At 69.0% G+C, this 13,205-nt stretch carries 14 protein-coding genes; 6 read left to right on the top strand and 8 right to left on the bottom strand.

Annotated elements, in window-relative coordinates; genetic code table 11:
• Position 1 precedes the first annotated feature (1 nt).
• The 5 genes from ACEUEL_RS09020 to ACEUEL_RS09000 all read right to left on the bottom strand — a co-directional run bounded on the left by ACEUEL_RS09020 (position 2) and on the right by ACEUEL_RS09000 (position 4,049).
• Positions 2-484: an SRPBCC family protein gene (locus tag ACEUEL_RS09020; RefSeq protein ID WP_405704094.1), complete on the bottom strand. Its 483-nt coding sequence runs from the start codon at positions 482-484 to the stop codon at positions 2-4.
• Positions 481-840, bottom strand: coding sequence for an ArsR/SmtB family transcription factor (locus tag ACEUEL_RS09015; protein ID WP_405704092.1), 360 nt, complete (start codon positions 838-840; stop codon positions 481-483). Before ACEUEL_RS09015 ends, ACEUEL_RS09020 begins: the two co-directional genes overlap by 4 nt.
• Positions 841-1,173: 333 nt before the next feature.
• Entirely contained in the window at positions 1,174-1,575 is a 402-nt protein-coding gene (locus tag ACEUEL_RS09010; RefSeq protein ID WP_405704090.1) for a VOC family protein, read from the bottom strand.
• 42 nt (positions 1,576-1,617) lie between these two features.
• The gene (parE, locus tag ACEUEL_RS09005; protein WP_405704088.1) at positions 1,618-3,657 is read right to left on the bottom strand and encodes a DNA topoisomerase IV subunit B; all 2,040 of its coding nucleotides are present in this window, start codon (positions 3,655-3,657) and stop codon (positions 1,618-1,620) included.
• A 107-nt stretch (positions 3,658-3,764) separates the two neighbouring features.
• Positions 3,765-4,049: a hypothetical protein gene (locus tag ACEUEL_RS09000; RefSeq protein WP_405704087.1), complete on the bottom strand. Its 285-nt coding sequence runs from the start codon at positions 4,047-4,049 to the stop codon at positions 3,765-3,767.
• A 194-nt stretch (positions 4,050-4,243) separates the two neighbouring features.
• Between ACEUEL_RS09000 and argC the strand changes: the two genes are divergently transcribed.
• Both argC and ACEUEL_RS08990 read left to right on the top strand, forming a co-directional pair.
• Positions 4,244-5,296, top strand: coding sequence for an N-acetyl-gamma-glutamyl-phosphate reductase (argC, locus tag ACEUEL_RS08995; protein ID WP_405706675.1), 1,053 nt, complete (start codon positions 4,244-4,246; stop codon positions 5,294-5,296).
• 108 nt (positions 5,297-5,404) lie between these two features.
• Positions 5,405-6,118 carry a carbonic anhydrase gene (locus tag ACEUEL_RS08990; protein ID WP_405704085.1) on the top strand — a complete coding sequence of 238 codons (714 nt, stop codon included), beginning with the start codon at positions 5,405-5,407 and terminating at the stop codon, positions 6,116-6,118.
• Between the two features lie 192 nt (positions 6,119-6,310).
• Here the strand turns inward: ACEUEL_RS08990 and ACEUEL_RS08985 are convergent, their stop codons facing one another.
• Both ACEUEL_RS08985 and phaC read right to left on the bottom strand, forming a co-directional pair.
• Complete coding sequence (locus tag ACEUEL_RS08985) at positions 6,311-6,664, bottom strand: lysozyme inhibitor LprI family protein (RefSeq protein WP_405704083.1); 354 nt, start codon at positions 6,662-6,664, stop codon at positions 6,311-6,313.
• A 70-nt stretch (positions 6,665-6,734) separates the two neighbouring features.
• Positions 6,735-8,501: a class I poly(R)-hydroxyalkanoic acid synthase gene (gene phaC / locus ACEUEL_RS08980; RefSeq protein WP_405706673.1), complete on the bottom strand. Its 1,767-nt coding sequence runs from the start codon at positions 8,499-8,501 to the stop codon at positions 6,735-6,737.
• Between the two features lie 174 nt (positions 8,502-8,675).
• Here phaC and ACEUEL_RS08975 point away from each other — a divergent pair, with 174 nt between their 5' ends.
• The 4 genes from ACEUEL_RS08975 (at position 8,676) to glpX (ending at position 12,827) form a co-directional block, all read left to right on the top strand.
• Positions 8,676-9,059 (top strand): hypothetical protein, encoded by a 384-nt coding sequence (locus tag ACEUEL_RS08975; RefSeq protein ID WP_405704081.1) that lies wholly within the window; start codon positions 8,676-8,678, stop codon positions 9,057-9,059.
• Between the two features lie 157 nt (positions 9,060-9,216).
• Positions 9,217-10,434: an LL-diaminopimelate aminotransferase gene (locus ACEUEL_RS08970; RefSeq protein WP_405704079.1), complete on the top strand. Its 1,218-nt coding sequence runs from the start codon at positions 9,217-9,219 to the stop codon at positions 10,432-10,434.
• A 63-nt stretch (positions 10,435-10,497) separates the two neighbouring features.
• A complete protein-coding gene (locus ACEUEL_RS08965; protein WP_405704077.1) occupies positions 10,498-11,817 on the top strand; it encodes a homoserine dehydrogenase in 1,320 nt (439 codons plus the stop codon).
• A 14-nt stretch (positions 11,818-11,831) separates the two neighbouring features.
• Complete coding sequence (gene glpX, locus ACEUEL_RS08960) at positions 11,832-12,827, top strand: class II fructose-bisphosphatase (RefSeq protein ID WP_405704075.1); 996 nt, start codon at positions 11,832-11,834, stop codon at positions 12,825-12,827.
• Positions 12,828-12,881: 54 nt separating this feature from the next.
• Here glpX and ACEUEL_RS08955 read toward each other — a convergent pair whose 3' ends face one another.
• Positions 12,882-13,175 (bottom strand): GYD domain-containing protein, encoded by a 294-nt coding sequence (locus ACEUEL_RS08955; RefSeq protein ID WP_405704073.1) that lies wholly within the window; start codon positions 13,173-13,175, stop codon positions 12,882-12,884.
• Positions 13,176-13,205: the final 30 nt, after the last annotated feature.

Below are 13,205 nucleotides of genomic sequence, written 5' to 3'. Positions count from 1 at the left end.
CTCACGCCGCGCGCGCCATCACCTCGCGGTCGAGCGCTTCCAGCAGTTCGCGCGTGCCCTGTTCGCGTCCCGCCACATCGGTGAAGCCCGGCAGGTAGGTGCCCTGCTCGGTGAGGGTGAGCCGCGTGCCCGCGCCCTCCGCCGCCAGCAGCACGGTGACCAGCGAGGACGACATCGGCGTGCCCTCGAGCCGCATCGTATAGGCGAAGATGATGCGGGCATCGGCCTCGATGTCGAGATAGACGGTGTCGTTGCTGATCACCGGCCCGCCCTCGAAGCGGAAGCTGCTGCGGTCGAACGCGCCGACGCCGAAGCCGGGCACGTAGGAATCGACGGTGAAGCCCTCGCCCTCGATCAGCCAGCGCCGCTTCGCCGCCGGATCGGCCAGCGCGGCGAACACGGTGGCGGGCGGGCGCCGGTAATGGCGCTCGAGCGTGAAGGAGGCGTGCGTGGGCAGGCGAGCCTGGGCCGCGTCGGTGCTCATGGCGTATCTCCGGGTTCGCGCGTGTCGGGTTCGGGAAGGTCGTCGAGATAGGCGCCGAGCCGGTCGAGGCGGCGCTCCCACAGCGTGCGGCGATCGCCCAGCCACTGCTCGGCGAGGCGCAGCGCCGCCGGCTCCAGCCGGCAGGTGCGCACCCGCCCGGCCTTCTCCGAGCGGATGAGCCCGCCCGCCTCCAGCACGCGCAGGTGCTGCAGCAGGGTCGGCAGTGCGAGGGTGAGCGGCCCGGCGAGATCGCTCACGCTGGCCGGGCCGCGCGAGAGCCGCTCGATCACCGCCCGGCGGGTGCCGTCGGCGAGGGCGTGGAACAGCTGGTCGAGGTCGACGGATTGGTTAGTCATATGACTAACTATTATCGCCGATCGCGGGTTGTCAAGGACAGTTTGCTGATTGACTAACTATCGCCGCCCAAGCGGGATGACGCGGGGAAGCGTGGCGGCAGATGAAGGGTGGGCCTTGGCCTCCCGGGCCAAGCCAAGGCGAGAGCGTACGGGTTCAGGGCGCCCCGGGCCCGGCGATCCGCGCAAGGGGCCGCAGCGATGCGGGATGCCCACGCGCGACGGCGCCCCGCCGCGTACCGGTCCTTCTACGCGGCAGACCAACGATCCCGCGTGCCGCCCTTCGGGGCTACCGCCGGTGCGGCATGAGCCCCCGCCGGCGCCGCGGGCCGCGCCTCACGCCGGCTTGTGGCAGACCGCCTCGATATTGTGCCCGTCCGGGTCGAGCACGAAGGCGCCGTAATAATTCGCGTGGTAATGCGGGCGCAGGCCCGGCGGGCCGTTGTCGCGCCCGCCCGCCGCCAGCGCGGCCTCGTGGAACGCGTCGACCGTGGCGCGATCGGGCGCCACCAGCGCCACATGGACATGCCCGACATGGTCGCGCGCGACGCCGGTGGGGCCGGAGCCGATCCACAGGAACGGCTTGCCGTTCGCGCCGAAGCCCGCCGCCGCGCTGTCGCCGGTCTGCTCCGCGCTCACCTCCATGACGAGGCCGATGCCGAGCGGCGCCAGCGCCTTGAGATAGAAGGTCTTGGCGCGTTCGAAGTCGGAGACCGAGAAGCCGATATGGTCGAGCATGGCGTGTCCTCGCGGCGATGGGGCAGGGCGCCTGACAACGCCTCAGATGTCGAGAAGGTCCTCGCCGGCGAAGGCGGCGCGCTCGGAAATGAAGGCGAAGCGGCTCTCGGGCTTGTTGCCCATCAGCCGCTCCACCGTGTCGGCGGTCGCCGCGCGCTCGGCGTCCTCCACGGTGACGCGGAGCAGCGTGCGGGTGGCGCGGCTCATCGTGGTTTCCTTGAGCTGCGCCGGCATCATCTCGCCGAGGCCCTTGAAGCGGCCGATCTCGACCTTGCCGCGCCCGGAGAATTCGCTCTTCAGCAGTTCGTCGCGGTGCGCCTCGTCCCGCGCATAGAGCGTCTTCGCGCCCTGGGTGATGCGGTAGAGCGGCGGCACGGCGAGGAAGAGGTGGCCGTTCTCGACCAGCTTCGGCATCTGGCGGAAGAAGAAGGTGACGAGCAGCGAGGCGATGTGCGCGCCGTCGACGTCGGCGTCGGTCATGATGATGACCTTCTCGTAGCGCAGGTCCTCGTCGCGGTAATTGGTGCCGGTGCCGCAGCCGAGCGCCTGCATCAGGTCGGCGAGCTGCTGGTTCTGCGCAAGCTTGTCCCGCCCGGCGCTGGCGACGTTGAGGATCTTGCCGCGCAGCGGCAGCACCGCCTGGCTCTGCCGCTCGCGCGCCTGCTTGGCCGAGCCGCCGGCCGAATCGCCCTCGACGATGAACAGTTCCGAGCCCGCGGCGGAATTGTTGGAGCAGTCGGCCAGCTTGCCGGGCAGGCGGAGCTTGCGCACCGCACTCTTGCGGGAGACTTCCTTCTCCTGCCGGCGGCGCACCCGCTCGTCGGCGCGCTCGATCACCCAGTCCAGCAGCCGGTTGGCCTGCACCGGGTTGCCGCCGAGCCAGTGGTCGAACGGATCGCGGATCGCGCTCTCGACGATGCGCGTCGCCTCGGCCGTCGCCAGCTTCTCCTTGGTCTGGCCCTGGAACTCCGGCTCGCGCACGAACACCGAGAGCATCGCCGCGCAACCGGCCATGACGTCGTCGGAGGTGACGGCGGCGGCGCGCTTGGCGTTGCCGGTGCGCTCGGCATGGTCGCGCAGGCCGCGCAGCAGCGCCATGCGGAAGCCGGCCTCGTGCGTGCCGCCCTCGGCGGTGGGGATGGTGTTGCAATAGGAGGAGACGCCGCCATCGTCGTCGCCGAGCCACGCCACCGCCCATTCCACCGAGCCGTGCCCGCCGGGACGCGAGGTCTTGCCGGCGAACACTTCCGGGTGGACCAGCGTGTGGCCCTCGATATCGGCGGCGAGATAGTCCTTGAGGCCGCCGGGGAAGCGGAACACCGCCTTTTCCGGGATGTCCGAGCCGGCGACGAGGGCGGCATCGCAGCTCCAGCGCACCTCGACGCCGCCGAACAGATACGCCTTGGACCGCGCCATGCGGAACACGCGCGCCGGCTTGAACCGGGCTTCAGTGCCGAAGATCGTCGCATCCGGGTGGAAGCGCACCCGGGTGCCGCGCCGGTTCAGCACGCGGCCGACCTCCTGGATCGGGCCCTGCGGCGTGCCGCGCGAATAGGTCTGGCGATAGAGCACCTGCCCGCGCGCGACCTCGACCTCCAGCACGTCGGAGAGCGCGTTCACCACCGAGACGCCGACGCCGTGCAGGCCGCCCGAGGTCTCGTAGACCTTGGAATCGAACTTGCCGCCGGCATGCAGCGTGGTGAGGATCACCTCCAGCGCCGACTTGCCGGGGAATTTCGGGTGGTCCTCGATCGGGATGCCGCGGCCATTATCGGTGACGGTGAGGAAGCCGTCGGCTCCGAGCTCCACGTCGATGAAGGAGGCGTGGCCGGCCACCGCCTCGTCCATCGCATTGTCGATCACCTCGGCGAAGAGATGGTGCAGCGCCTTCTCGTCGGTGCCGCCGATATACATCCCCGGCCGCCGGCGCACCGGCTCCAGCCCTTCCAGCACCTCGATATGGGCGGCGGTATAGCCGGCCTCGGCCGAGACGGGCGCAGGGCGCGCCGACGCCTTCGCGGCCGACGGGCGGCGCGGTTCGGGATCGGGGAGGGCGGCGAACAGGTCGTCGTTCTTCGGCATCGTCCGGATTTCGAGAGATCAGGCGGCACCTGATTCGGTGGGCCGTGCCGCGATTATGGCACCGCCGCGGCGAAAGCGGAACACTCCGTGAACGCGATGCGCAGGCTTCAGCGCGACAGGCGACGGCGATTGGCCCGCACGCGCTTGCGGTAGAGCTTCAGCACTTCCTCGGGAACGCGGTCGGGGCGCCCCTGCGCGGTGGCGGCGGCGGCACGAAAGCCGGCTTCACTGAGCGCCGTGGCCTTTTCGGTGACCATGCGCACCGCTTCGGTCCCGGAGGAGGAATGGCCCTGCGCGAAGCGGGCGAGGCGAAGCGCGATCACCATCTGCGCCTCGCCGGCGAGGGTGGCGAACTCCATGCCCATCGAGAAGAGGCCGAATGGTCCGAACATGCGCAGGACTCCCAACGTGTCCGGCCCGCAGCCCCCAATGGGATCACGCGCCGCGAACGTTCAGTATATCTGCCCTATCGGACGCCCCCGCAAGATACCCCGGCGTCATGCATGGCAGCTTCACCGCGCATGGGTCTTTTGCGTGACATGCGAAGGGTGTAGAGCCAACGCCTCGACAAGGGAGGGTTTTGATGATGGACGCCAAGGCGCGGATCGCGGTGCTGGGGGCCTCGGGCTATACGGGCTCGGAACTCGTGCGCCTGCTGCTGCGCCACCCGCGCGTCGAGATCGTCGCCCTCACCGCCGACCGCAAGGCCGGCCAGTCCATGGCCGAGGTGTTCCCGCAATTCGCCCCCTTCGCGCTGCCGGTGCTGACCACCATCGACGAGGTGGACTGGTCGGGCGTCGACCTCGCCTTCTGCGCGCTGCCGCACGGCACCACGCAGCAGGTGATCAAGCGCACCTTCGAGGTGGCCCCGCATATCCGGATCGTCGATCTCTCGGCCGATTTCCGGCTGCGCGATGCCGGGGCCTATGAGCAGTGGTACGGCCACGCCCACCAGGCGCTCGATCTGCAGCAGGAGGCCGTCTACGGTCTTGTCGAACTCTATCGCGACGAGATACGCACGGCGCGGCTGGTCGCCAATCCCGGCTGCTACACCACCACCGCCATCCTGCCGATCGTGCCGCTGATCGAGGCCGGCGTGATCGAGGCCGACGGCATCGTCGTCGACGCCAAGAGCGGCGTCACCGGCGCCGGCCGCGCGGCCAAGGAGAACCTCATCTACACCGAGGTGACCGACGGCATGCACGCCTATGGCGTCGGCAACCACCGGCACATCGGCGAGCTCGACCAGGAATATTCCCGGGCCGCGGGGCGCAGCGTGCTGCCGACCTTCACGCCGCATCTCATCCCGATGAGCCGGGGCATCTACGCCACCATCTATGTGACGCTCGCCGCCGGCATCGAGCCGGCCGAACTGCGCAAGGTGCTGGCCGATTACTACGCCGGCGAGCCCTTCGTGCATGTGATGCCGTTCGGCCAGGTGCCGCAGTCGCGCTTCGTGAAGGGCTCCAACATGGCCTTCCTCGGCGTCGCCAAGGACCGTGCGCCGGGCCGCGCCATCGTGTTCGCCACCACCGACAACCTCGTCAAGGGCGCGTCGGGGCAGGCGGTGCAGAACATGAACCTCGTGCTCGGCTTCCCCGAGACGCTGGGGCTGGAGCAGATCGCGCTGTTCCCGTGAGGGACTGCGGTCCGGCGTCCTAACCATGCCGGGCACGTTTTGTGGCCGGCCGGTGGCGAGGGGTATAGTGTTAAGGCCTCGATCATCAGGATCGATGAGGAGGCTTCCATGAATCCGGCCGCTGCCCTTTCGCGACGTTCCCTGTTCGGCGCGCTTGCCTGCGGCTGTGCCGCGGCCGGCCTCGGCACCCATGTTCCCCGGGCGATGGCGGCCTCCGACAAGCCGAAGACGACGCTCTCGGCCGACCAGGCGCTGGCCAAGCTGAAGGAAGGCAACGCCGCCTTCGTCAAGGGCGGAGCGTGTGTTCCGGCCGGCGGGCCGACCCAGATCGGCCAACTCGCTGGCGGGCAGGCGCCTTTCGCCGTGATCGTCGGCTGCTCGGATTCGCGCACGCCGCCGGAGCACATCTTCGGCCAGGGGCTGGGCGACCTGTTCATCGTCCGTGTCGCCGGCAATACCGTCGACCAATCCGGGCTGGGATCGATCGAGTATGGCGTGGCGGTACTGGGCGCGCCGCTCGTGCTGGTGCTCGGTCATTCGAATTGCGGTGCCGTGGAAGCGGCGATCAGCATGGTCCAGAACCAGACCGTCTATCCCGGCGCCATCGAGGGCATGGTGCTGCCGATCGTCCCGGCGGTGCTGCGCGCGCAGCGCAGCGGCGGTGACATCGTCGCGGCGTCGGTGAAGGCGAATGTCGAGGATGTGCTGACCGGCATGATCGGAACCAGCGCGATACTCGCCAAGGCCCACGACGCCGGCACGCTCCGTCTCGCCGGCGGGGTCTACGATCTCGCCACCGGGGAGGTGGCGTTCCTGAGCTGACGCCATCGCGGACAAGAGACCGCGAGCGATTTCAATCCCTTGCCCGCCGCGGCGGAATCATCTTGCGAAGATGCGGCGGGCGCGCGCACGCCTCGTCACGAGCTGCCGCGGGGCGTCCGGGCGGAGGAGCGAAACCTCGCGCTCGGTTGTCCCGAGACGCCGGCGGAGCCGATCGCGCTGTTCCCGTGAGAATCACGGGGTGGCCGGGCCGCAGGTGGCGACGGCGGCGGTGATGCCACTCTTCAGCGCGGCGATGCGCGCGGCATAGAGCTTCGTCAGGCAGGCGCCGTTGCCGCCGCAGGTGGCGCGGTCCTGCAGGAAGGCGCGCGCCTCGTCCTGCCGTGCGCCGTTGGCGCCCATCATCATCGGTATGGCGCGATAGGCGAACCAGAGCGCGCCCATCTCGCTGTCGAGCTCGGACAGCCGAGCATTGCCGCAGACAGCGATCTCGTCCGGTGCCTTCGCCGCCGCACAATCGAAGCTCGCGGCGTTTGCGGGCAGGGTGAGGCAGCCGGCGAGGGCGGCAAGGGTGACGACACGGCGCATGGGGCGTCCTCGATGGTGATGTGTCACGACCGCCCGGGCGAGAGGTGGGCGCTCCTCGCCTTTGGGCGGGCTACGCCCGCACCTTCACATAGCTGCCGGGGGCGTCCTCGAGTGGCGGGTATTTTTCGCTGCCGGGCTCGCGCGGGGGCACCTGCGCGCCGCTCTGCGGCTCCAGCCAGGCGATCCAGTCCGGCCACCACGAGCCCGGCCGCATCTCCGCCTGCGCGATCCATTCCTCCAGCGTCCCCGAGGGGGCCGGTCCGGTCCAGTATTCGTACTTGCCGCGCGAGGGCGGGTTCACCACGCCGGCGATGTGGCCGGAGCCCGACAGCACGAAGCGCGGCGGCGTGCCGAACAGTTGGTTGCCGAGGAACACCGAGACCGCCGGGGCGATGTGGTCTTCGCGCGTCGCCACGCTGTAGGTCGGGATCTTGATCTTGCGCAGGTCGAGCTTCTGCCCGGCAATGGTGAGATCGCCCTTGGCGAGGCTGTTCTCGAGGTAGCAGTTGCGCAGGTAGAAGGAGTGGTTCGCGGCCGGCAGCCGGGTCGAATCCGCGTTCCAGTAGAGCATGTCGAACGGGAAGGGCGACTGCCCCTTCAGGTAGTTGTTGACCACATAGGGCCAGATCAGGTCGTTGGCGCGCAGCATGTTGAAGGCGTTGGCCATGCGGCGCCCATCGAGCACGCCGGATTCCAGCATCTTGCGCTCGAGATAGGAGACCTGCTCCTCGTCGATGAACACCTTGAGGTCGCCGGCCAGCGAGAAGTCGACCTGCGCGGTGAAGAAGGTGGCGGTGCGGATGCCGGCGGTCTTCCGCCGCGCCGCGAGCCAGGCCAGCGTGATGGCGAGCATGGTGCCGCCGACGCAATAGCCCACCGTGTGGACGTCCTTCGAGCCGGTGATCTCCTGCGCCACCTCGACGGCTTTGAGCACGCCGTCGCGCATGTAGCTCTCGAAACCCTTGTCGGCATGCGAGGGGTCCGGGTTCACCCAGGAGACCACGAAGACCGTGAGCCCCTGCGCCACCGCCCAGCGGATGAACGACTTCTCCGGGTTGAGATCGAGCACGTAGAACTTGTTGATCCAGGGCGGCACGATGACCAGCGGCACCTCCATCACCGTTTCGGTGCTGGGCGCGTACTGGATGAGCTGCATCAGCTCGTTCTGGAACACCACCTTGCCGGGTGTCGTCGCGAGGTTCACGCCGACCTGGAACTTGGTGTTGTCGGACTGGCGGATCTTCAGGTCACCGCCGCCCGCCTCGATGTCCTCGGCCAGCATCTTCATGCCGCGCACCAGGTTCTCGCCCTTGGAGGCGATGGTGGCGCGCAGGATCTCGGGATTGGTCAGCACGAAATTCGACGGCGACACGGCGCCGGCGATCTGGCGGACGTAGAAATCCGCCTTGTGCTTGGTATGGGCGTCGATCTCGGCGTCCTTGACGAGGTCCTCGGCCCAGTTCGAGGTGATCAGATAGGTCTGTTTCAGCGCGTCGAAGAACGGATTGCTCGACCATTCCGAATCGGAAAAACGCGCGTCGCGCGGGGAGGGCGTCGCGACCGGGGGCACCTCCTCGCCGCTGAGGCGCTTCAACGTCGACGACCAAAGCGACAAATAGCCGCCGATCAGCCGCGACTGCGCGTCCACCGCGCGCTGGGGATCGGCGAGCCAGAATTCGGCCACCTGGCCGAGCGTCTTCATGACGTCGGCGATGTCCTCGGCGACATCGTCCTTGACCTTGCCGCTCTCGCGCGGGCGCAGATAGGCCGCCATGGCCCGCCCGCCTTCTTCCACCATTCGGGCAAGATTCCCGGCGAAAGCTTCGAAATCGTCCATCGAGCCGGCAGCGTGCTTGGTATCCGCCTCCGGCTTGGCGTCGGGCCTCGGCGTGTCGTCCAGGGCGTTTCGCTTACTCACCGCTTGTCCCCGCGGGTATGCACGTTCATAGGAGAGAGCATCATAACCTTCCCCATCCGCCCATGCGAGAGGCATGAAGTCGAAAGCCGGACGATGCTGACAAAGGCAGAGCCGACGAAAGCGAGCCTTGCGAGACGCGGTGCCCTGCGCCTGCCGCGCGCGCTGGTCCTCGCGCTCGCGGCGGTGCTCGCCGGCTGTGCCGGCAATGACGCGTTCGTGCCGACGCCCGCACCCGCGGCGTCCACGGCCGCGGGCGGTCCGGCGGCCCCCGTCGCCACGGCGACCACGAGCCCCGCCGCCCCGGCGGCGCGCCGGCAGCCGGAACTGCCCTATCCCTCCGTCGGCACCGCGCAGGTGGTCCCCAACACCCGCCCGGTGATGGACGCCGCCGCCCAGGCGAAGATGGAGGCGGAACTCGAAAGCCTCGCCCGCGACCGGGAGCGCAAGCTCAAGCAGAAGATCGAGCAGGGCGAGTAGGCGAGACGCTTCATGCTTCCGCCACCGTGCCCTGCGATCAGGCGATGTGCGCGGGCGCGAACAATGCTATGAGGCGCCCCCATTATCAGACCACGTCGTCCCTGATCGCAGAACGGGCGGATCAGGGCGCCGACCAGCAGGACCAGGGCCTGGGACCATGAGCGATTTTCACCGCATCCGCCGACTGCCGCCTTACGTGTTCGAGCAGGTCAATCGCGTGAAGGCCGCCGCCCGCAATGCCGGTGCCGACATCGTCGATCTCGGCATGGGCAACCCGGACCTCGATGCCCCCCGCCATGTCGTGGACAAGCTGAAGGAAACCATCGGCCGGCCGCGCACCGACCGCTATTCCGCCTCCAAGGGCATTCCAGGCCTGCGCCGGGCGCAGGCGGCCTATTACGAGCGCCGCTTCGGCGTGAAGCTGAATCCCGACACCCAGGTGGTGGCGACGCTCGGCTCGAAGGAAGGCTTCGCCAACATGGCGCAGGCCATCACCGCGCCGGGCGACGTCATCCTCGTGCCGAACCCGTCCTACCCGATCCACGCCTTCGGCTTCCTGATGGCGGGCGCGGCGATCCGCTCGGTGCCGTGCGAGCCGGGGCCGGAGTTCTTCCGGGCGCTGGAGCGCGCCGTGGCGCATTCCATTCCCTCGCCGCTGGCGCTGGTGCTCTGCTATCCCTCGAACCCGACCGCCTGCGTCGCCGATCTCGATTTCTACCGGGACGTCGTTGCCTTTGCGAAGAAGCACGACCTGATCGTGCTCTCCGACCTCGCCTATGCCGAGCTCTATTTCGACGGCAACCCGCCGCCTTCGGTGCTGCAGGTGCCGGGCGCGATGGACGTGACGGTGGAATTCACCTCCATGTCCAAGACCTATTCCATGGCCGGCTGGCGCATCGGCTTCGCCGTCGGCAATGAGCGCCTCATCGCGGCGCTGTCGCGGGTGAAGTCCTATCTCGATTACGGCGCCTATACCCCGATCCAGGTGGCGGCGACGGCGGCGCTCAACGGCCCGCAGGAATGCATCGCCGAGATGCGCGCGGTCTACAAGAAGCGCCGCGACGCGCTGGTCGAGAGCTTCGGCAAGGCGGGCTGGGAAATCCCGGTGCCGAAGGCCTCGATGTTCGCCTGGGCGCCGATCCCGGAGAAGTTCCGCCCGCTCGGCAGCGTCGAATTCGCCAAGCTTCTCATCGAGAAGGCCGACGTCGCGGTGGCGCCGGGCGTCGGCTTCGGCGAGCATGGCGACGAGTATGTGCGCATCGCCGTGGTCGAGAACGAGCAGCGCATCCGGCAGGCGGCGCGCAACATCCGCCGGTTCCTTGAAACCGGCAGCGAAACGTTGCACAACGTCGTCCCTCTCGCCGCGGCGCGCTGACGCCCGGGCCGCCGGGCCCGGACGGCGTCGTCCTTTTCGTTTCCTGTTGAGTTCGGACCTGCCATGGCGCCGCCCCTGAAAATTGGCATCGCCGGTCTCGGGACGGTCGGTGCGGGCGTGGTGCGCATGCTCGCCCGCCGCCGGCACGACATCGAAGCGCGCCTCGGCCGCCCGGTCGAGGTCGTCGCCGTCAGTGCCCGCGACCGCACCCGCAACCGCGACTGCGACCTCTCCGGCATGCGCTGGTACGAGGACCCGGTCGCGCTGGCGCGCGATCCCGATATCGATGTCTTCGTCGAGCTGATCGGCGGCCATGACGGCATCGCCAAGGCCGCCGTCGAGGCGGCGGTCGCCGCGGGCCACGATATCGCCACCGCCAACAAGGCGCTGCTCGCCCATCACGGCGTGGCGCTCGCCCGCGCCGCCGAGGCGAAAGGCGTCGGCATCCGCTTCGAGGCGGCGGTGGCCGGCGGCATCCCGGTGATCAAGACCCTGCGCGAGGCGCTGCTCGGCAACGAGATCGCCCGCGTCTCCGGCATCCTCAACGGAACCTGCAACTACATCCTGACCCGGATGCAGGAGGAGGGGCTGTCCTTCGACAGCTGCCTCGACCAGGCCCAGCAGCTCGGCTATGCCGAGTCCGATCCGACCTTCGACGTCGACGGCTTCGACACCGCGCACAAGCTCTCGCTGCTCGCCGCGCTCGCCTTCGGTGTGCAGCCGGATCCGGAGGCGATCCATGTCGAGGGCATCCGCTCGATCACCCTCGCCGATCTCGAGGCGGCGGACGAGCTCGGCTACCGCATCAAGCTGCTCGGCGTCGCGGCGCGGGCGGGCGAGGCGGTGGAGCTTCGGGTGCACCCGACCATGGTGCCCAAACATTGGCCAATCGCGCAGGTCTCCGGCGTCACCAACGCGGTGGCGATCGACGGCGACGCGGTGGCGCTGACGCTGGTCGGCCCCGGTGCCGGCGGCGACGCGACCGCCTCCGCGGTGGTCGGCGACCTCTGCGACCTCGCCATGGGCCGTGCCGGCGCGCCGTTCGGCTGGCGCGCGCAGGATCTGCGGCCCGCCGGCAAGGCGGCGATCCAGCGGCACGAGGGCGGCTATTACATCCGTCTCGCCGCGGTCGACCGGCCCGGAACGGCGGCAGCCATTGCCCGACATATGGCCGAGCAGAACATCTCGCTGGAGTCCATAATGCAGCATCGGCGAGGGCGGCCGCATGGCGGCGACCGTCCCGAAAGCGCGGAAGCGCCGGCTCCGGTGGTGCTGGTCACCTACGCCACCACCGAGGAGGCGGTGCGCCGCGCCATCGCCGCCATCGAGGCGGACGGTGTCATCACCGCGTCGCCGCAGCTGATACGTATCGAGAAGGACTGAGGGGGACTGGGACTATGGCGGAAATCACGGTCAATGCGAGCCAGGCGCTCGAGCGTATCCTGACGCTCGAACTGGTTCGCGTCACCGAGCGCGCGGCGGTCTGCTCGGCGCATCTGCGCGGGCGCGGCGACGAGAAGGCGGCCGACAAGGCCGCCGTGGACGCCATGCGCCGCGAGCTGAACCGCCTGCCCATCGCCGGCCGCATCGTCATCGGCGAGGGCGAGCGCGACGAGGCGCCGATGCTCTATATCGGCGAAGAAGTGGGCACCCGGCAGGGCCCGGCGGTCGACATCGCCGTCGACCCGCTCGAAGGCACCACGCTCTGCGCCAAGAACATGCCGGGTTCCATCGCCGTCATGGCGATGGCCGAGGGCGGCACGCTGCTCTACGCCCCCGACGTCTACATGGAGAAGATCGCGATCGGCCCCGGCTATCCCAAGGGCACGATCAACATCGACGCCACCCCGGCCGAGAACATCCACTCCCTCGCCAAGGCCAAGGGCGTGAAGCCCTCCGAGATCAACGCGCTGATCCTCGACCGCCCGCGCCATGCCGCGATCATCGAGGCGGTGCGCAAGACCGGCGCCTCGGTGCAGCTCATCACCGACGGCGACGTCGCCGGCGTCATCCATACTTCCGACCCCGACGAGACCGGCGTCGACATCTATCTCGGCACCGGTGGCGCCCCCGAGGGCGTGCTGGCGGCCGCGGCGCTGCGCTGCATCGGCGGCGAGATGTACACCCGCCTCATCCTCGACAGCGAGGAGAAGCGCGAGCGCGCCAAGAAGATGGGCGTCACCGACCCGAAGAAGATCTACACCATCACCGACATGGTGCGGGGCGACTGCCTGTTCGCCGCGACCGGCGTCACCACCGGCAACCTGCTCAAGGGCGTCAAGTACGAGAAGGGCCTGATCAAGACCCACACCGTGGTGATGCGCTCGACCTCCGGCACCGTCCGCTGGATCGAGGCCGAGCACCGCGACCTGTCGAAGTTCCAGCTCGCCTGAGACCCCGACGCGGGCGAAGGAGACGGGCCGTCCCGAGGGGCGGCCCTTTTCGTTTCAGCCGAGCGAGGCGATCAGCTCGCGATAGGCTGCCTCCGGGAAGGCCTTCAGCGTGTGCGTGCGGATATTGCCGAGCATGCCCATCTGCAGCGTGTAGCGGGCGGCGATGGCATCGTCCGGCGCCTCGTAGAGCATGACGATGTCGTATTCGCCCATCGTCAGGTAGAAGCACTTGATGTCGCCGCCCATGTCCTGGAGCATCTTGCGCGCGGCATCGAGGCGCTTGGGCGAATCCCGCGCCGCCCGCGCGCCCTGGTCGGTCCAGTTCGCCAGCATCACATAGCTTGTCATGGCGTATCCTCCGCGATGCGGGGACCCGCG

Source organism: Ancylobacter terrae (assembly GCF_045108345.1).
GTDB lineage: Bacteria > Pseudomonadota > Alphaproteobacteria > Rhizobiales > Xanthobacteraceae > Ancylobacter.
Note: the sequence above shows the minus strand (reverse complement) of the source record. Positions and strands in the feature narration are given on the sequence as shown.